The sequence below is a fragment of the Massilia sp. 9096 genome (genome assembly GCF_000745265.1).
Taxonomy (GTDB): domain Bacteria; phylum Pseudomonadota; class Gammaproteobacteria; order Burkholderiales; family Burkholderiaceae_D; genus Telluria.
Genome location: NZ_JQNN01000001.1, coordinates 4,545,788 through 4,564,669, shown reverse-complemented (window position 1 = coordinate 4,564,669; position 18,882 = coordinate 4,545,788). Strand labels below are relative to the sequence as shown.

Annotated in this window: 18 protein-coding genes; 11 read left to right on the top strand and 7 right to left on the bottom strand. The window is 65.2% G+C overall.

Translation table 11 applies throughout. The features are described 5' to 3' along the window. Positions 1-22 precede the first annotated feature (22 nt). The 3 genes from FA90_RS19735 to pepA all read left to right on the top strand — a co-directional run bounded on the left by FA90_RS19735 (position 23) and on the right by pepA (position 3,050). Positions 23-910 (top strand): ThiF family adenylyltransferase, encoded by an 888-nt coding sequence (locus tag FA90_RS19735; RefSeq protein WP_036171789.1) that lies wholly within the window; start codon positions 23-25, stop codon positions 908-910. Then, positions 907-1,971: a molybdopterin biosynthesis protein MoeY gene (locus tag FA90_RS19730; protein WP_036171786.1), complete on the top strand. Its 1,065-nt coding sequence runs from the start codon at positions 907-909 to the stop codon at positions 1,969-1,971. Before FA90_RS19735 ends, FA90_RS19730 begins: the two co-directional genes overlap by 4 nt. 239 nt (positions 1,972-2,210) lie before the next feature. Beyond that, positions 2,211-3,050: a flocculation-associated PEP-CTERM protein PepA gene (pepA, locus tag FA90_RS19725; RefSeq protein ID WP_081933955.1), complete on the top strand. Its 840-nt coding sequence runs from the start codon at positions 2,211-2,213 to the stop codon at positions 3,048-3,050. A gap of 86 nt (positions 3,051-3,136) precedes the next feature. On the opposite strand, the gene FA90_RS19720 is transcribed toward pepA, so the two are convergent. The 7 genes from FA90_RS19720 to FA90_RS19695 all read right to left on the bottom strand — a co-directional run bounded on the left by FA90_RS19720 (position 3,137) and on the right by FA90_RS19695 (position 8,669). Then, positions 3,137-3,877: a GAF domain-containing protein gene (locus tag FA90_RS19720; protein WP_036171779.1), complete on the bottom strand. Its 741-nt coding sequence runs from the start codon at positions 3,875-3,877 to the stop codon at positions 3,137-3,139. A 90-nt stretch (positions 3,878-3,967) separates the two neighbouring features. Further along, positions 3,968-5,047: a nucleotidyltransferase family protein gene (locus FA90_RS19715; RefSeq protein ID WP_036171776.1), complete on the bottom strand. Its 1,080-nt coding sequence runs from the start codon at positions 5,045-5,047 to the stop codon at positions 3,968-3,970. Beyond that, the gene (locus tag FA90_RS19710) at positions 5,044-5,961 is read right to left on the bottom strand and encodes an HprK-related kinase A (protein ID WP_036171773.1); all 918 of its coding nucleotides are present in this window, start codon (positions 5,959-5,961) and stop codon (positions 5,044-5,046) included. The genes FA90_RS19715 and FA90_RS19710 overlap by 4 nt, the downstream gene beginning before the upstream one ends. Beyond that, positions 5,955-6,260, bottom strand: a complete 306-nt coding sequence (locus FA90_RS19705; protein WP_036171771.1) for an HPr-rel-A system PqqD family peptide chaperone — start codon at positions 6,258-6,260, stop codon at positions 5,955-5,957. The genes FA90_RS19710 and FA90_RS19705 overlap by 7 nt, the downstream gene beginning before the upstream one ends. Positions 6,261-6,265: 5 nt before the next feature. Further along, positions 6,266-6,895, bottom strand: coding sequence for a hypothetical protein (locus FA90_RS25200; RefSeq protein WP_156116784.1), 630 nt, complete (start codon positions 6,893-6,895; stop codon positions 6,266-6,268). A gap of 186 nt (positions 6,896-7,081) precedes the next feature. Next, positions 7,082-7,708 carry an XrtA/PEP-CTERM system exopolysaccharide export protein gene (locus tag FA90_RS19700; RefSeq protein ID WP_081933953.1) on the bottom strand — a complete coding sequence of 209 codons (627 nt, stop codon included), beginning with the start codon at positions 7,706-7,708 and terminating at the stop codon, positions 7,082-7,084. Positions 7,709-7,844: 136 nt separating this feature from the next. Then, positions 7,845-8,669: a serine protease gene (locus tag FA90_RS19695; protein WP_239700852.1), complete on the bottom strand. Its 825-nt coding sequence runs from the start codon at positions 8,667-8,669 to the stop codon at positions 7,845-7,847. Positions 8,670-8,961: 292 nt separating this feature from the next. Between FA90_RS19695 and FA90_RS19690 the strand changes: the two genes are divergently transcribed. From FA90_RS19690 to xrtA, 8 genes are read left to right on the top strand one after another with little or no spacing between them, the layout of a single operon-like run. After that, positions 8,962-10,497 carry an XrtA system polysaccharide chain length determinant gene (locus tag FA90_RS19690; RefSeq protein WP_036171765.1) on the top strand — a complete coding sequence of 512 codons (1,536 nt, stop codon included), beginning with the start codon at positions 8,962-8,964 and terminating at the stop codon, positions 10,495-10,497. A gap of 24 nt (positions 10,498-10,521) precedes the next feature. Then, positions 10,522-11,472, top strand: a complete 951-nt coding sequence (locus FA90_RS19685) for an XrtA-associated tyrosine autokinase (RefSeq protein WP_036171762.1) — start codon at positions 10,522-10,524, stop codon at positions 11,470-11,472. Then, positions 11,453-13,006, top strand: a complete 1,554-nt coding sequence (locus FA90_RS19680) for a TIGR03016 family PEP-CTERM system-associated outer membrane protein (protein ID WP_081933952.1) — start codon at positions 11,453-11,455, stop codon at positions 13,004-13,006. The genes FA90_RS19685 and FA90_RS19680 overlap by 20 nt, the downstream gene beginning before the upstream one ends. A 13-nt stretch (positions 13,007-13,019) precedes the next feature. Further along, on the top strand, positions 13,020-14,084 hold the full coding sequence (locus FA90_RS19675) for an XrtA/PEP-CTERM system-associated ATPase (RefSeq protein WP_036171757.1): 1,065 nt from the start codon (positions 13,020-13,022) through the stop codon (positions 14,082-14,084). A 2-nt stretch (positions 14,085-14,086) separates the two neighbouring features. Beyond that, positions 14,087-14,965, top strand: coding sequence for an XrtA system polysaccharide deacetylase (locus tag FA90_RS19670; RefSeq protein WP_036176451.1), 879 nt, complete (start codon positions 14,087-14,089; stop codon positions 14,963-14,965). Beyond that, complete coding sequence (locus FA90_RS19665) at positions 14,962-16,071, top strand: FemAB family XrtA/PEP-CTERM system-associated protein (protein WP_036171755.1); 1,110 nt, start codon at positions 14,962-14,964, stop codon at positions 16,069-16,071. The genes FA90_RS19670 and FA90_RS19665 overlap by 4 nt, the downstream gene beginning before the upstream one ends. Positions 16,072-16,101: 30 nt before the next feature. After that, positions 16,102-17,316: a TIGR03087 family PEP-CTERM/XrtA system glycosyltransferase gene (locus FA90_RS19660; protein WP_036171753.1), complete on the top strand. Its 1,215-nt coding sequence runs from the start codon at positions 16,102-16,104 to the stop codon at positions 17,314-17,316. Further along, on the top strand, positions 17,307-18,881 hold the full coding sequence (gene xrtA, locus FA90_RS19655; RefSeq protein ID WP_036171750.1) for an exosortase A: 1,575 nt from the start codon (positions 17,307-17,309) through the stop codon (positions 18,879-18,881). The genes FA90_RS19660 and xrtA overlap by 10 nt, the downstream gene beginning before the upstream one ends. The last annotated feature ends 1 nt before the right edge of the window (position 18,882 follow it).

The window sequence follows — 18,882 nt, the reverse complement described above, 5'->3', positions numbered from 1 at the left end:
GTTTTCCCTCCCCATTTTCTCGATGAGCATATCGTTTAGCTATGAAAAGGCGTTTTCACGCAATATTGGCTGGGTGACCCCGCAAGAGCAGCAAATCCTGCGCAACAAGCGCGTCGCCATTGCCGGCGGCGGCGGCGTCGGCGGTGTTCACCTCATGACCCTGGCCCGCCTCGGGGTAGCTAAATTCCATATCGCCGATTTCGACACCTTCGACGTCCACAATTTCAACCGCCAGGTCGGCGCGATGATGTCGACCGTCGACCAGCCGAAAGCCGACGTACTGGCGCGCATGGCCAAGGACATCAACCCGGAAATCGACATCAAGATTTTTCCGCAAGGCGTGAACAAGGACAACCTGGGCGAATTCCTGTCCGGCGTCGATCTGTACGTCGACGCGCTCGATTTCTTCGCCTTCGATGCGCGCCAGCAGACCTTCGCCAAATGCGCCGAACTCGGCATCCCGGCCACCACTGCGGCCCCGCTCGGCATGGGCGCCGCCCTGCTCAACTTCCTGCCGGGCCAGATGACCTTCGAAGAGTATTTCCAGTGGGGCGACAAGTCCGAGCTCGACAAGGCGATCCGCTTCGTCGTCGGCCTGGCGCCGGCCGGCCTGCACCGCCCTTACCTGGTGGTGCCGGAATCGGTCAATTTCGCCGAGCGGCGCGGCCCGTCGACGATGATGGCGGTGCAGCTGTGCTCGGGCGTGGTCGGCACTGAATCGCTGAAAATCCTCCTTGGACGCGGCAAGGTCTGGGCGGCGCCGTACGGCGTGCAGTTCGATGCCTACCGCAATAAACTGGTGCGCACCTGGCGCCCGGGCGGCAACAAGCATCCGCTGCACCGCCTGATGATCGCCGTCGCCACCAAGCAGATGAGCAAACAACTGGCCGGAAAGACCGCACAGGCATGAGCATTCCACAACCGATCCACCGCATCCTCGACCTGGCGCGCTGGGCGCCGAGCGGCGACAACACCCAGTGCTGGCGCTTCGAAGTGGCCGGCCCCGATCACGTCGTCGTACACGCCTACGACACCCGCGCCGACACGGTCTACGACCTGGACGGCCATCCGAGCCAGATCTCGATGGGCGCGCTGCTGGAAACCATGGCCATCGCGGCGAGCGAACAAGGCTTGCGCGCGCACGCGACGCGCCGGCTCGAGGCCCCGATCGAGGCGCCGGTGTTCGACGTGCGCTTTACGCCCGATGCGGCCGTCCAACCGAGCGCGCTGATCGGCGCGATCGACAAGCGCAGCGTGCAGCGCCGTCCGATGAGCACGCGCCCGCTCACCCCCACCGAAAAGCGCGAGCTGGAAGCGGCGGTCGGACCCGGCTTTGCCGTCGGCTGGATCGAAGGCTTCGGACCGAAGCTGCAGGCGGCGCGCCTGATGTTCAACAATGCCAAGCTGCGCCTGACCATGCCGGAAGCGTTCGAGGTGCACCGCCGCATCATCCATTGGAACGCGGTGCGCAGCCCGGACAAGGTGCCGGACCAGGCGCTCGGCGTCGACAACATGACCCTCAAGCTGATGAAATGGGCGATGGTCAGCTGGAAGCGCATGTCGACCATGAACACGCTGATGGGCACCTGGGCGCCGCGCCTGCAGATGGACCTGCTGCCCGGCCTGGCCTGCGCCGCCCACTTCGTGTTGAAAGCCAGGCAGCAACCGAGGACCATCGACGACTATGTCGAAGCCGGACGCGCGGTGCAGCGTTTCTGGCTGACGCTGACGAAACTCGGCCTGTTCATGCAGCCCGAGATGACGCCGCTGATCTTTTCCAAGTATGTGCGCGAAGGCACGCCGTTCACGCAGGCCGCCAAGCTGCACGGCCCGGCGCGCCGCCTACAACAGGAAGCCGCCAGCCTGATCTTTACCGACGACGCGTTCCCGGTCTACATGGGGCGCATTGGCGCGGGGCCGGCGCCGACGGCGCGCTCCGAGCGACTATCGGTCGAGCAGTTGATGAAATAATGACAACGGATGCTTTTGGCATCCGTTGTCTTTTTTTCCTCTGTGCAAAATTTATGGCGTTTTACTGTCGAGCTTTTTTACACAAATCTTCTATTTCCACGTAACAATTAATAAAATCTCCTTATAGATCAATTATTTATTGTGATTTATTGAGTCTGGCACGGAACCTGCTTACTGAGAACCGTGCAGCTAACGATAAAACACACAGATACTTTTTACCGATCATTAAGGAGATTCAGATGCGCGCAGCAATCAAAGCCGTGGTAGGCACCGCAATCACCGTAGCCGCAATGTCGGCTGCCCATGCAGACACCCAGCTGTTCAACTGGAACCTGAACCTGCCGAGCGGCGGCCCGACCATCACCGGCATCAACCAGCTGGGCTTCAACGGTGACAGCTTCGTTCAGAACCAGGGCTTCGGCACCGGCGACAGCTTCACCTTCACCGACAACGGCATCTTCAACATCACCACGAAGAACGCCGGCACCAACCTGTTCGGCGGCAACGGCCAGCTGACCGGCGACTACACCGGCGGCAACGGCACCGGCAGCATCAGCAGCGGCCAGATCACCTTCAACGAAGGCGGCATGCTGAACATCTACTACAACCCGACCCAGGCGTACGACAACACCAGCAATGGCGCAACCGTCCAGAACCGCGACGGCGCAGCGACCGGCACCCTGATCGCCAGCTTCCGTCAAGTCGCTGGCGGCGGCGGCGCGATCAACCCGGACGGCACCCCGAACAGCAACGGTCAGCTGACCCTGAACTTCGTGTCGACTTACTTCGCTGACGGCGTCTTCACCGACGAATACGGCACCGCGCTGTCGGCTGGCTACACCATCGGTTTCGTGACCTCGAACGCCTCGCAAGACCTGGGCAACGCCTCGAGCGCCACCGCCCGCGCAGCGCTGAGCGGTTCGGCTGACACCATGAACGCCCCGCCGGCATACTTCTACGTCAACAACGGCGGCCAGCTGAAGCTGAACACCAACGCCGTGCCGGAACCGGCATCGCTGGCAATCTTCGGCGCCGGCCTGATGGGCCTGGCAGCTCTGCGTCGTCGCAAGTCGAAGTAATTCGACCCGTCGGCAGCTTGAAAAAAACCGGCTTCGGCCGGTTTTTTTTCGTCCATGCGCGGCGTAGCGCATCGATCAATACACCATCAGGCGTGCGGACGGCGCTGCTGCAGATGCTGGTTCAGCTGGTCGATCAATTCGGTGGCCGCGCTGACGATCTGCGCCGACTCGAAGCCGGCCCTGGTCATTTCGCGGAAAAACGAGCGCGCCAGGATCTTGGCCACGTCTTCCGGATTCTGGTACGCCACCCGCACCGATTCGCCGACCCGCTGCTGCGCTTCCTGCAGCAGCGCCATCTGGGCAAAGCGCGAATCGAGCAGGCGCTGCAGCTGCTGCACCTGGATCGACTTGCCGATGAACAGCGCGGTGACCTCGAGCAGGCGCAACTCGGTCTCGCCGAATTCCGGCGCACAGGGGGTGCTGGCGGCGTTGACCACACCCACCAGCTTGCCGTCGATGCGGATCGGCGCGCAGATCAGGCTGGAGCCGCAGTCGGCATGCCGGCGCGCCAGCGGCGCCAGTTCGGAGACGTGGATGTCGGGCACCAGCAGCGCTTCGCCGCTGGCCAGCACGCGCCCGGCGATGCCTTCGCCGCGCCCGACCGAGGCCTCCAGCGCGGCATCCGGCAGGCGGCCGTGGCGCGCGACCAGGCGCATCCGCGCATCCGCGCCCTCCCCGCTGCCCAGCAACATGATCGAACAGCTGGCGGCGCCGATCAGGACCGCCGTGGAGGCGGCTTGCTGGTTCAGGCGGTCCTCCAAGGTGCCGCTGGCGAGAAAGTGCTGCAGATCCTGCAGCCGCACCAGGGGGTCGCGCGCATCGTCCATGCCGTCCTCATCGGTATGAATTGCATTAAATTCAATACGAGCTATGGTATGCGATCCGTGCGATCGAAGCCAGCAGCGTGTGGCCGAAGGTCACGACGCAGCGCGCGGCGTCAGGAAGGCTTTGTGGAACAGGTGGCGCGACAGCAGCAAGGGCGGCATGCGCAGCCAGTTGCCGCGCACGTACAGCAGGAAGCGCGCGCCGGCGCTGGCACGGGTGTCGCAGCTAGGGTGCAGCGGCAGCAGCGCGCGCGCGAACAGCCAGTCCATCAGCGGCAGCAGCACCGGGTTCGGGCCTTGCGGCGCGACCGCCGCCAGCACCGCCGGCGGCACCGCGGTGCCGAACATGCGCGTGGTATGGCGCAACGCATAGAACAGCGGCCGGCCCAGCTCGAGCACGCGCGCGCGCGCGACCAGGCCGTCCCAGAAACCGGGTTCGACGCCGAACTCGCCCAGCAGGCGGTGCAGGTCGAACAGGTCGCGCAAGCCCTTGTCGAATTCGCCGTCGAAGAACAGGTGCACGGCGCTGTGCAGCACCATGTCGTCCGGGGCCAGGGTCGCCAGGCCGGGCATGCCTTCGATCGGTCGCGCGCGGGCGCGCAGGCTGTCGGGATCCGGGCGCACCGGCGCGGTCTCGGGCACCAGCGCATGGTGCACGTCGATGCTGCTGCCGCGCCGCACGTGCGTCATCGGCGGCAGCTCGTGCATCCACTGGCGGTAATAGCGCTGGTCGTAGTCGTCGTGGTGGGTGCCGGCCCAGCCGGCCAGCATCAGCGCCGCCTCGACGTCGTCCAATCTCGCCTTCGGGACCAGCAGGTCGATGTCGCCGAACAGGCGTCCGCGCCCCGCCTCCAGGCCGGCCATCGCATACGCGGCACCCTTGAGCAGCAGCAGCGGCAGGCCGGTCGGCTGCAGCGCAGCCTGGATGCAGGCGACTTCGAAGCGCACCGCCTGCTGGTGGCGTGCGGCCAGCGGGCGCACCCAGTCGAAGTGCGCGCGCGCCGGCGCCGGCACCGACTGCAACAGGCCGCGCGCTTCGATCAGTGACAGCAGGGTCGGGGTCAGGTTGGTCGCCGCGCTCTGGCGCAGCAGCAGGTCCCAGTCGGCCGGCGTGTAACTCACCACCTGGCCGGGGTCGCGCAGCGCGCACACGAGGATCGGCAAACGCTTCATGGCGCCGGCGGCTCGAGCGACGCGAACACGGCGATCGCCTCTTCCAGCTGGCTGTAGCGGAAGTCGTAGATGGCCGTGCGGTCGATGGTATCGGCCAGCGTATTGAAGCCGACCGCGCCCAGCGGGCTGTAATTGAAAGCGTTTTCGGCGACGCGGAAAAAGGCGCGTGCGCGTGCGATCGGTTCGAGCGAGGTAGCGGCGCCGGCTTCGTATTTCGGGAACACGATCCAGGCCGGGCGTGCGCTCTCGTGCGCGCGCGCGATGCTGTCGCTCGGGGCTTTCACGTGCGCGACCGTGCCTTTGGTGGTGTTCTCGACCGGGCGGCTGATCACCGGATCGCGCGCAAAGCCGCGGATCACGTCGATCGAGCGGTTCTTCAGGCTGATCGGGCGCGGCACCGGCACCAACAGACCGTCCTGGGGGCGGATCAGGGCCAGTTCATCGGACAGCAGGCGCCAGCCGCGGCTGACCAGCGCCGCGCACAGCGTGCTTTTTCCCGAGCCGGGCGGCGCCGGCAGGATGGCCGCCAGCCCGTCGCGTTCGACCACGGCGGCGTGGATCATCAGGTAGGCATGGGCGCGCGTCGAGATGCACCAGTTCAGCGCCCACTCCAGCATCGGGAAAGCATGCGCCTGCGGCAGCGGCTCGAACGGCACCAGGCCGTCGATGTCGAACGAGACCTGCGGCCGATACCAGCGGCGCACGCCGCCGGAGCGGCGCATGTGGACGTGGAAGTCGGCGAAATCGTCGAGCGCGCGCAGCGGATAGTCGCCATACAGCGTGGCGATGCCTTCGGCGATACGGTCGATCGGGGAATGGATGCGGCTGACGAAAGGACCGGTCTGCACGCTCAGGCCCGGTCCGGCCAGGCGCGCCGCGAGTTCGGCGCGCGACAGCGATGCCACCGTCAGCATGCGTTGCGGTCCACCAGGAACAGGCGCTTCATGTGCTCCAGCAAGGCGTCGGCCTCGGCCGCGAAATCGAGCGCTTCACCATCGGCACCCTGGTCGGCTTCGAATTCATTTTCCAGTACCGCGGTCAGCGCCGCGTGCGTGGCCGGCCCACCGCGCAGGGCCTGCAGCAGGACCACGGCGGCGTCGTCCAACAGGTGGGTGTCGCCGGACAGGTCGTTGTACAACACGTATTCGCCATCCCACTGCCGGTGCTGCAGGGTTTGCCCCGGCCGCAGCGACCAGGTCTCGCTTGCCGCCACGAACTTTAGTCCATGGTTCCGGCCAGGTAGCCGACGATGTCGTTGGCGTACCACTTCTGGCCGGCGATCGGCTCGTAGTAGCCCTTGGTCGACCATTCGGTCCAGGCCGCTTTGATCGATTCGATGCTGATGAAGTTGACGCGGCCCGACAGCACGTTCAGGTAAGCCGCCATGATGTACTGACCCACGCGGCTGGCGTCGCAGCTGGCGCCGGCCGCGACGCTGTTGCAGGTCTCGGTGTACCAGTTGCTGAAGGTCGCGCAGCTGAAGTGGCGATGGAAGGCATCGGTCTTGGAGCAGCCCGCCGGCCAGCGCGTGTATTGGCCGGCCCAGTAGCTGGGCGGCTGGCCGTTGCAGACCGCTGCCGGTCCTTTGTGGCTCAGCGTGCCGATCTGCTTGTTCTGGCCGATCGCCGACATCGCCGCGGAAGGCGAGATGCCGCAATAGGTGCACGCCATGCCGGGCTGGCTGTACAGGGTCAGCAGCACGCCGGTGGCGCCGGCGCCGGCCCTGGCGAAGCGTCGACGCGACGCGCCCTTGGCCGACAGGCCGGACGCCGGCGCGGCAGGCTGGTCGCCGCCTTCCGGGGTCGGTGCTGGGTTGGTATCGCTGGGGTGACGGTCTTCGGTAGCCACTTCGGTCCTCACTCGGTTCTTCATAACAGTCGGGCACGGCCTACAATGCCACATTCAGCATGGGCAAGCAATCCTTGTGCCAATCAGCCAATCACGGAATGCAACACTTACAGATCAGGGACTTAGGCATTTTTATTGCCTGCCTGATCATCTGACGGACGGCCGTTGTAAAGAAACCTGACAGAATCAGAAATAACTTTCCGGAATAATCAGCACGTCGCCCGGGCGCATCTGCAGGTTGGCAGAAATGTCGCCGCCCTTGATCAGGTCGTCCAGACGCACATTGTAACGCTGTTGCTTGCCATCGACCGTACGGATCAGGCTGGCGCGATTGCCGGCAGCGAATTCCGTGGTGCCGCCGACGGCGATCAGCACGTCCATCAGGCTCATGTCGCGGCGATACGGCAGCGCGGCCGGGCGGGCGGCCTGGCCGATCACACGGATCTGCTCGCCGTAGGTACCGACGAAACCGGTCACGACCACGGTCACCACCGGTTGCTGGATGAACTTGGACAGCGACTTTTCGATGTCGCGCGCCAGTTCCGTCGAGGTTTTGCCCGATGCTTGCAGATCCTCGACCAGCGGCGTGGTGATCTTGCCGTCCGGACGGACCGGCACCGACATCGAGACTTCCGGATTGCGCCATACGATGATGTTGACGCTGTCGCCCGGGCCGATCAGGTAATCGCTGGCGGCGGCCGGGTTATCGACCGGCAGCGGCGTGCGCGTCGCGCAACCGCCCAGCGCGAGCGTGCTCGCGGCGATGAGAGCGATGGCCGAAGTTTTGATCAGGTTCGACTTGTACTTGCCCACGTGAGATCCCTTGCTAAAACTGTTTTGTTATTAAGCCGTTAACAGCGGCGTATTGTATAACATGATGCCAAATGAAAAGACCGCGCACGATTGGAAATTGTTTTTTATTACCATACTGTATCTTTGCGGCATCTTTTCATTTCTTCTGCATCAGCTCGCGGGCATAATTCGCCGGGATCGCATAAGTGATCCCGCTCGGATTGCTGATTGCATTCTCTTTCAGGCCTTTGACGAACACGGCGTTGATCACGCCCACCACCTTGCCGGTCGCGGCATCGTAGAGCGGACTGCCGCTGTTGCCCGGATAGGCCGTGCCGTCCAGCTGGAAGATACTGAACGGGCGGCGCGACAGTGCCGTGATCTGGCGCGCATCCAGTTTGCGCGAGCTCAGCGAGGGCATCACGATCGGCGTGATCGCTGATAAGGTAGCGCGGTTGGTGGCCGCATGCAGGCCCAGCACCATGCCCAGCGGATAACCCGTGAACGCCAGCGACTGCCCTTCCAGCGCGCTGTCCGAATCGGCCAGTTCGAGCGCCGGCAGCGGCGGACCGGACAGGCGCAGGTAGGCCAGATCGTGTTCGGTGTCGCGCGCAACCAACTCGGCTGGACGAAAACGCACCATCTCGCCCTCGCCGATCACGATGCCGAGCTGTTCCATATGGGCAGCATCGGTGCTTTCCGGCACTACGTGGGCATTGGTGATCACGCCCAGGCCGTCACCCACGATGAAGCCGGTGCCGACGAAGGTCGTCGAGGGACTGCGGGTGCGTTCGAAGGTGCCGACACCGACGACAGAGCGCTTGATGTTGGGAATGATTGTGGTGAGTTCGGCAGCATGTGATGCAGTGCTGCAAGAGAGTAGGGTGACGAAGGTCAGCACGCCGCTCAGCCAAGCGTGCACCCCCCTTTGCATTTTAAACATTACAATGAAGCGTTTGATTTTGGGCAAGATGCGATTCACAAGTCTACGCGAGTTCTTGTAGCTGCACAGCAGAAATATTGTCTTAGCGAAATTCTATGAGTTGATTTTATTGACTTATGGATAACAATTGAGCAATATCAATGCGAAAATCGCCTGGTTTATGGTTGCACATTGGAATTTGTGTTGTAGCCGTGGCACCCGGTGACGCAGTGCGTCAAATTTTTCTCTCGTGTAATTGCAATTGCTTAGACTACAAGCGATCATGCGAGGTATTTAATTTTTTCTAGACCCGTGTTAATAAGCAACACGGGTCGTTTATGGTGAGCTGAAGATGGCAGAAATCACGGCCTTACTCCTGAATTTTCTCAAAGCGATTGGCAAGTACCGGTGGTATGCGGTAGCGATCACCTGGACCATTGCCCTGATCGGCTGGGTCGTCGTGCTGCGCATGCCGAACCAGTACGATGCCTCCGCGCGTGTCTACGTCGACACCCAGAGCATCCTCAAGCCGCTGCTGTCGGGCATGACCACCACGCCCAACCTCGAGCAGCAGGTCGTGTTCATGCGCCGTACCCTGATCAGCCGCCCGAACGTCGAGCGCCTGATGCGGATGGTCGACCTGGACGTCAAGGCCAAGAACACCAAGGACCACGACAAGATGGTCGACGAGCTGATGTCCAAGATCTGGATCGCCGGCACCGACCACGACGACATCTACACGATCGGCTACACCTCGGACAACCCGAAGCTGGCCAAGGACGTGGTCGCTTCCTTGATGACCATCTTCGTCGAGGGCAGCTACGGCGGCAAGAAGGGCGACTCCGAAAAAGCGATCCAGTTCATCGACGACCAGATCAAGCAGTACGAACAGAAGCTGGCCGCCGCCGAGAATTCGCTGAAGGAATTCAAGATCAAGAACATGTACATGCTGCCGCACGGCAATGACGACTTCGGCAGCCAGCTGGTCGCCGCCACCGATCAGCTGACCCAGGCCCGCATGGAGCTGTCGGAAGCCGAGCAGGCGCGCAACGCGATCCGCCACCAGATCAACGGCGACCCGGCCAAGCCGGGCGAGACCGTGGTCGATACGGTCATGGTCGATCCGGACCTCGAGGCGCGCATCGTCACCGTGCAGAAGAACCTGGACGCGCTGCACCTGCAGTACACCGACCAGCACCCGGACATCATCGCCAACCGCCGCCTGCTGGACCAGCTGCTGGCCCAGAAGGCCGACCTGGCCAAGCACAAGAAGCGCAGCAGCGACCCGGGCGCCGGCTACAGCCCGATGCTGCAGCAGCTGACCGTGTCGCTGACGACCGCCGAGGCGCGCGTGGCGTCGATGCGCGCCCGCGTGCAGGACTACGAGACCCGCGTCTCGCGCCTGCGCGCCCAGAGCACCTCGGTGCCGGAAGTCGAAGTCCAGCTGGCCCAGCTGAACCGCGACTACCAGGTCAACCACGACAATTACCAGAAGCTGGTCGAGCGCCGCGAGTCGGCCCGCCTGTCGGGTGACCTGACGACCGCCACCGACATGCTGACCTTCCGCGTGATCGACCCGCCGACCGTCCCGAACCAGCCGAGCGGCCCGAACCGCGTGCGCCTGTTCTCGATGGTGTTCGGCGGCGCATTGGTGGCCGGCCTCGCCGTCGCCTTCCTGATGAGCCAGATCCGCCCGACCTTCATGAGCCAGGCAACGCTGCGCGACGTCAGCGGCCTGCCGGTCATCGGCGTCATCGGCATGAATTGGACCGCCGAACAGACCGTGCGCCGTCGGCGCCGCCTGGTGGCCCTCGCAGTCTCGGTCCTGGTGCTGTTTGGCATCTACGGCGCCGGCATGGCTGCGATCCTGGCCCGCCCCACGCTCTAACGCGACGATCACAAGGAGTACAAAGTGAGCATTATTGAAAAAGCGGCCAGCCGGATCGACCAGCAGCGCAGCGCCGCCCCCGCCGCCGGCAACGCGCCGCACATCGAGGGCGCGCACAACGCCGCCCATGCAGCCGAACCCCAGGCGCTCGACACGCTGGTCGTGGCGCCGGCCGCACCCGCCGCAGTGCCGCACAGCGCCCCGACGCCCGACCCGGTCATCGAGACCGCGCGTCCGCAGAAGTTTTCCACCCGCCGCGTCGAACTCGACCTGGCGCGCATGCGCGATCTCGGCCTGGTCACCGCGGCCGCCGGCCGCACCCGCCTGCTGGAAGACTTCCGCATCATCAAGCGCCCGCTGCTGAACCGCGCCTTCTCGGAGCCTGCGGCCAACGGCAACCCGAACAACCTGATCATGATCACCAGCTCGCTGCCGGGCGAAGGCAAGACCTATTGCGCGATCAACCTGGCGATGAGCATCGCGATGGAACTCGACCACACCGTGCTGCTGGTCGACGCCGACGTCGCCCGTCCCTCGGTGCTGCGCACCCTGGGCCTGCCGGCGCACCGCGGCCTGATGGACATCCTGACCGACGACAAGCTCGACATGGCCGACGTCATGTTGCGCACCAACGTCGACACGCTGTCGATCCTGCCGGCCGGCACCACCACCCAGCGCGCCACCGAGCTGCTGGCCAGCTCGACCATGACCAACCTGGTCAGCGAGATCGCCAACCGCTATCCGGACCGGATCGTGATCTTCGACTCGCCGCCGCTGCTGCTGACCAGCGAATCGCGCGTCCTGGCGTCGCACATGGGCCAGATCGTGATGGTGGTCGAGGCCCAGACCACGACCCAGCACGCGGTCAAGGAGGCGCTGAGCCAGCTCAAGGAGTGCCCGAACGTGAACCTCATCTACAACAAGACCAGGGAAATCCCGGGCATCGAAGAGACGTATGACTATCACTACGGCTAAACAGCCGGCTGCGCGCGCGCTGACGCTGGCGCCGCTGGCAATTGCAGCAATGTTGTGGTCGGCGCAATGCCGCGCCGACTGGAAGATTACGCCGCAGCTGGAACTGCGCGAGACTTATAGCGACAACGTTGCCCTGCTGCCCGACAATGTGGCGCAGGGTTCCTGGGTGAGCCAGATCTCGCCCAGCGTGTCCGTGATCGAAAACGGTCCGCGCCTGAAGCTGAACGGGAATGCCCGCTTCAACAGCTACGCGTACAGCAACAGCGACGCGCCGAACCTGCGCAACAACGACAGCCAGTACAACGCCAACGGCCAGGCCGACCTGATCGACCAGCTGCTGTACATGGACGGCTCGGCCTCCAGCTCGCGCCAGACGATCTCGGCGTTCGGCCCGAACAGCAGCAACAGCTTCAGCAACAACAACAATGCGGACCTGCGCACCTGGCGCATCAGCCCCTACCTGCGTCACCGCTTCGGCTCGTTCGCCGACCTCGAAGTGCGTTATGCGCGCGATTCGGTCAGCGGCGGCGGCGCCGGGTACGGCGACAGCATGTCCAGCACGCGCTCGGCCAACCTGAACGGCGGCAGCTCGCGCGGCGTGTTCGGCTGGGGCTTGTCGTACTACCACCAGGACCTGGACGAGCAGTACGCCGGCCGTTCGTCGATGCAGAGCAGCCAGGCCAACGTGCGTTATTTCATCGTGCGCCGCTTCGCGCTGACCGCCAGCGCCGGCTACGACGACTACGAATACCAGGTCGCCACCGGCAACACCTCCGGACGCAGCTGGTCGGCCGGCTTCGACTGGGAACCGTCGAGCCGGACCAGCGTCAAGGCCAACTGGGGCCGCCGCTACTTCGGCAAGACCGCCGCGCTGGACGCGTCGTACCGCACCCAGCATACCAACGCCAGCCTGGTCTACAGCGACCAGGTCACGACCTCGCGCCAGCAATTCCTGGTGTCGTCGTCGTTCGACACCGCGGCCATGTACAACAACCTGTTCGCCTCCATCTATCCGGACCCGGCCCTGCGCCAGGAGGCGGTCAAGGCCTACATCGCCCAGCTCGGCCTGCCGGCCACGCTGACCAACAGCATCAACTACCTGAGCAACCGCTACGAACGCGACCGCCGCCTGCAGGGCAACCTGGCCTTCCGCGGTTCGCGCAGCGGCCTGGTGTTCTCGGTGTTCAGCGACCGCCGCAACTCGCTGTCGCTGGCGCAGACCGACAGCGCGCTGCTGGGCGACCCGCTGTCCAACTACAACGACAACATCAAGCAGCGCGGCGCCAGCGCCAGCTTCGATTACCGGCTGTCGCAGCGCACCACCGCCAACGCCAGCCTGTACACGCAGCACTCGACCTCGCTGGACGGCGCGGCAAGCGGCAGCAATACCGACTTGCGCCTGGGTCTGACGCACGCCTTCGCCGCGCGCATGAACGGCACCGTCGAGTTCCGCCATTCGCGCGGCGACTATGGCCTGAACAGCGCGCCGTATCACGAAAACGCCATCTCGGCCATGCTCGCCCTGATCTACTAAGCGGAGTCTTACGATGTACGAGAGTTACTACGGATTTTCGGCCAAACCCTTCCAGCTGCGCCCCGACCCGCACTTTTTCTTCGGCAGCAAGGGCCACAAGCGCGCCATGGCCTACCTCGAGTACGGCCTGTCGCAGGGCGAGGGCTTCATCATCGTCACCGGCGAAGTCGGGGCCGGTAAAACCACGCTGGTGCGCAACCTGTTCAACCGGCTGCCGTCCGACCAGATCGTGGCGGCCCACATCGTCAACACCCACCTCGATCCGGACGACACGCTGCGCATGGTGGTGTCGGCCTTCGGCCTGCCGTACGAAGGGGCCAGCAAGACCGACCTCCTGACGCGCCTGGAGCGCTTCCTGTGCGACATCGACCACCAGGGCAAGCGCGCCCTGATCGTCATCGACGAAGCGCAGAACCTGTCGGCGCGCACGGTCGAGGAACTGCGCATGCTGTCGAACTTCCAGACCGACCACAAATCGCTGCTGCAGACCTTCCTGCTCGGCCAGCCGGAATTCCGCGCCACGCTGCACAGCCCCGGCATGCAGCAGCTGCGCCAGCGCGTGATCGCCAGCTACCACCTGGGTCCGATGGATGCGCAGGAAACCCGCGCCTACATCGAGCACCGCCTGGCCACGGTCGGCTGGAACGGCGACCCGGCATTCGACGACGGCGCCCACGAGGCGATCTTCGCCTACAGCGGCGGCATCCCGCGTAAAGTGAACACGCTGATGGACCGCGTGCTGCTGATGGGCTACCTGGAAGAGCTGCACGCGTTCGGCGCGGCCGACATCCAGACCGTCATCAGCGACATCGACGAGGAATTCGAGGCGCCCGAGGGACTGGGCGTGCCGGCCGCCGACACCCTGGCCGGCAGCCACGGCGCCGGCGACATCGACCAGGCGCTGCACCTGCGCGACGAGCGCATCGGCGGCGACCGCCGCGTGACCAGTGTCGAAGTGCTCGACGAACGCATGATGCGTCTCGAGAAGTCGATCGTCTCGGTGCTCTCGATCCTGAAGAAAATCGTCGCCAATCCGCAAGGGGCCGCGGCGACCCATCCAGTGGACAACGAAGAATGAACATGTACGAACTCGCCCCGCGCCGCACGCCGGCCCCGGGTGAACGCATCCGCAACGCGATGACCTGCGACGTCGAGGATTACTTCCAGGTTTCCGCTTTCGCCCCCTACATCGACCGCGCCAGCTGGCCGACGCGCGAATGCCGCGTCGAAGCCAACATGGACCGCATCCTGGCCCTGTTCGATGCGCACGGCGTGCGCGCGACCTTCTTCACGCTGGGCTGGATCGCCGAGCGCTATCCGAACGTGGTCAAGCGCATCGTCGCCGGCGGCCACGAGCTGGCCAGCCACGGCTACGGCCACCTGCGCGCCTCCGACCAGACCCGCGCCGAGTTCGACAACGACATCCGCTCGAGCAAGGCGCTGCTGGAAGACCTCGGCGGCCAGGCGGTGCTGGGCTACCGCGCGCCGAGCTTCTCGATCGGCCGCGACAACCTGTGGGCGCTGGACGTGCTGCTCGAAGCCGGCTACCGCTACAGCTCGAGCATCTACCCGGTCGTGCACGACCACTACGGCATGCCGGAAGCGCCGCGCTTCGCCTTCTACCCGAACGGCACCGACGGCCTGCTCGAAGTGCCGATCACCACCGTGCAGATGATGGGCAAGAACCTGCCGGCCGGCGGCGGCGGCTATTTCCGCCTGCTGCCGTACGCGCTGTCGCGCTGGATGATGGCCAAGGTCAACCGCGACGACCAGCAGCCGGCGCTGTTCTACTTCCACCCGTGGGAAGTCGATCCCGGCCAGCCGCGTCCGGAAGGCATCGGCGCCAAGTCGCGTTTCCGCCACTACGTCAACATCGACCGGATGGAAAGCCGCATCGAAGCCCTCGCGCGCGATTTCGCGTGGGACCGCATGGACCGCATCTTCCTGAACCAAGCATGAACTCGATCATCGAAGCCGCGCAGGCCAAGCGCGCCGCGCCCGCCGACATGGCAGCGCAGGCAGCCGGCCCCTTGAGCCTGCACCTGCTGCAGCCGAACGACTACGCCCGCTGGGACGCTTTCGTGCGCGCCTGCCCGGACGCGACCTTCTTCCACCTGTCCGGCTGGCAGAAGGTGATCGAGCAGTCCTTCGGCATCAAGACCTGGTTTTATTACGTCGAGCAGGACGGCCAGATCCAGGGCGTGCTGCCGCTGGCCGAGATCAAGAGCCGCCTGTTCGGCCATTCGCTCGGCGCGATGCCGTTCTGCGTGTACGGCGGCCCGGCCGCCACCAACGACGCCGCGCGTCCGCTGCTGGACCAGGCGGCGCACGAGCTGGCGCAAAAGCTGGGCGTCGGCCACCTCGAATACCGCGGCATGCAACGCTGCCACCCGGAAGACGCGGCCTGGCACACCAAGGAACTGTACGTCACCTTCCGCAAGGCGATCAGCGCCGACCACGAGGAAAACATGAACGCCATCCCGCGCAAGCAGCGCGCGATGGTCCGCAAGGGCATCAAGCTGGGCCTGCGCGGCGAAGTCGACGACAACGTCGACCGCATGTTCGAAGCCTACGCGCACAGCGTGCACCGCCTCGGCACCCCGGTGTTCCCGAAAAAATACTTCGCCCTGCTGCAGAAGACCTTCGGCGACGAGTGCGAAGTGCGTTCGATCGTCACCGACAAGGGCGAACTGGTGGCGGCGGTATTGTCGTTCTTCTGGCGCGACGAAGTGGTGCCCTACTACGGCGGCGGCATGGACCTCGCGCGCAACGTGGCCGGCAACGATTTCATGTACTGGAATTTGATGGAAGCCGCCGCCAACCGCGGCTGCCGCCTGTTCGACTTCGGCCGCAGCAAGCTCGGCACCGGCGCCTACGATTTCAAGAAGAACTGGGGTTTCACGGCCCAGCACCTGCCATACGAATACAAGCTGTACGGCGCCGACGCCCTGCCGGACAACAACCCGCTGAACCCGAAATACCAGCTGTTCATCAAGATGTGGAAGAAGCTGCCGCTGCCGCTGGCGAACTTCATGGGCCCCTACATCGTGCGTAACCTGGGCTGACACTGCGACTTTGAGCGCGGAAGAGACATCGTGCAAGACCTGCTCCTGCTGATCCACCGGATCCCCTACCCGCCCAACAAGGGCGACAAGATCCGTTCGTACCACTTGCTCAAGCACCTGGCGCAGCACTACCGGGTGCATCTGGCCACCTTCGTGGACGATCCCGACGACTGGCAGTACCTGCCGCACGTGCAGAAGCTGTGCGCCAGCAGCCATTTTGCGCGCATGAACCCGCTGGCCGCGCGCGTCAAGAGCCTCGGTGCGCTGCTGAAGAACCGCTCGCTGTCGCTCGACTACTACCGCGACGCCGGCATGGCACGCTGGGTGCGCGACACCGTGGCCGCAAACGGCATCGAGCGCGTGCTGGTGTTTTCCTCGGCGATGGCGCAGTACGCCGACCCCTACCGCGGCGCGCGCCGCGTGGTCGACTTCTGCGACGTCGACTCCGACAAATGGCGCCAGTACGCCGAGCAGAAATCGTTCCCGATGAACCTGCTGTACCGCTACGAAGCCAGGCAATTGCTGCGCTACGAGCGCCAGGTCGCGCGCGACTACGACGCCTCGCTGTTCGTGTCGGCTCCGGAAGCGGAGCTGTTCCGCCAGCTGGCGCCGGAGAGCAGCGCCAAGATCGGCCACTTCAGCAACGGCGTCGACACCGATTATTTTTCGCCCAACGAAAGCTACGCCAGCCCGTACGCGCCCGGCGAGCGCGCCCTGGTGTTCACCGGCGCGATGGATTACTGGCCCAACGTCGACGCGGTCCAGTGGTTCTGCGACGCCGTGTTCCCGCTGCTGCGCGCGCGCCACCCCGACCTGCGTTTCTACATCGTCGGATCGCGTCCGAGCCCGGCCGTCCAGAGCCTCGGCCAGCGCGACGGCGTGAAAGTCACCGGCACCGTCCCCGACGTGCGTCCCTACATCAAGTACGCCGCGGTGGCGGTGGCGCCGCTGCGCATCGCGCGCGGCATCCAGAACAAGGTGCTCGAAGCGATGGCGATGGCGACCCCGGTGGTGGTCTCGCCGCAGGCGCTGGAAGGCATCGACGCCGTCCCCGGCAGCGAACTGGTGCTGGCCGAGGACGCCCCCGCCTTCGCCGACGCGGTCGACGCGCTGCTGGACGGCCAGGGAAGCGGACAAGCCAACGCCGGCGCCGCCATCGGCCAGGCGGCGCGCGCCAAGGTCCAACGCCAATACAGCTGGTCCAGCAACCTGGCCTGCATAGGAGAGAGCCTCGAATGCAATTGAATCCGCCCCCGGGCGTCCTGCGCGCCGCCCGTCCGATGCCGCTGGCGCCGGCCACCGCCCTGCTGCTGGCGGTCGCCCTGCTCGCACCGTTCCTGCTGTACTTCGGCACGGTGCGCTCGATCATCTCGATCTGGAACAGCTCCGAGACCTTCGCCCACGGCTACATCATCCTGCCGATCAGCCTGTGGCTCATCTGGCGCCGCCGCGATAATTTCGCCCTGTATCCGCCGCAGCCGTATGCGCCCGCGCTGGTGCTGCTCGGCCTGCTCGGCGCGGGCTGGCTGGCCGCCCAGCTGGGCGAGGTGCAGGTGGTGTCGCAGTACATGTTCGTGGCGATGTTCCCGGTCGCCGCGCTGGCCCTGCTCGGCCCGCGCCTGGCCGGCTCGCTCGCCTTCCCGCTGCTGTTCCTGCTGTTCGCGGTGCCGTTCGGCGAAATCTTCGTCGCCCCGCTGATCGACTTCACCGCCAACTTCACGGTGTGGGCGGTGCGCGCCACCGGCATCCCCGTGCTGCGCAGCGGCACCCGTTTCGAGCTGCCGACCGGGAACTGGTCGGTGGTCGAAGCCTGCAGCGGCGTGCGCTACCTGATCTCGTCGATCACGCTGGGCTGCCTGTACGCGTATCTCACCTACCGCTCGCTGTGGCGCCGCGCCCTGTTCATCGGCCTGTCGATGATCGTGCCGGTGATCGCCAACGGCCTGCGCGCCTACATGATCGTGATGATCGGCCACCTCTCGAGCATGCAGCTGGCCACGGGCGTCGACCACATCATCTACGGCTGGCTGTTCTTCGGCCTGGTGATGTTCCTGATGTTCTGGATCGGCAGCTACTGGCGTGAAGACACCGACGCGCCGCGCGCCGCGGTGGCCGATACGGACACTGCCGCATCCGTCGGCGCCCAGGCCGGCGCCGCTGCGACGGTGCCGCGCCGCCTGCCGGCGATGGTCGCCGCCGTGCTGGTGCTGGCCGCGCTGTGGCCGGCCGCCGCCATGGTCGGCGAACGCGCCAACGACAACCCGGCGCCGGTGCGCCTGGACGACATCGCGGTGAGCTGGCCGCAGGCGGCCAACTTCAGCGACTGGCGGCCGTACTACTTCACGGCCGACGCGGAATTCCGGCGCAGCTACAAGGCCGCCGCCGGCCAGGTCGCGCTGACCGTGCTGTACTACCGCAACCAGAACCGCGAAAAGACCTTGATCAGCTCCGTCAACCGCCTGACCGGCTACAAGGACGCCTGGCACGACACCACCCAGACCCGCGTCACCGAGACCATCGGCGGCCGGAGCGTCACGCTGCGCGAGACCGTGCTGCGCAAGGACGGCGGCGGCGCGCTGCTGGTGTGGGACTGGATGCACATCGGCGGCCACGACACCACCAGCAACGTGGTCGGCAAGCTGTGGCAGATGGAATCGAAGGCGCTGCTGCGCGGCGACGACGGCGCGGCGATCATGCTGTCGGCGCCGCTCGACGAGAATCCGGATACCGCCCGTGCGACACTCCACGCGTTTCTATTAGACAATTACAAGAACATCAACAAGGCACTCGCCAACGCGGGCCAACACTAAA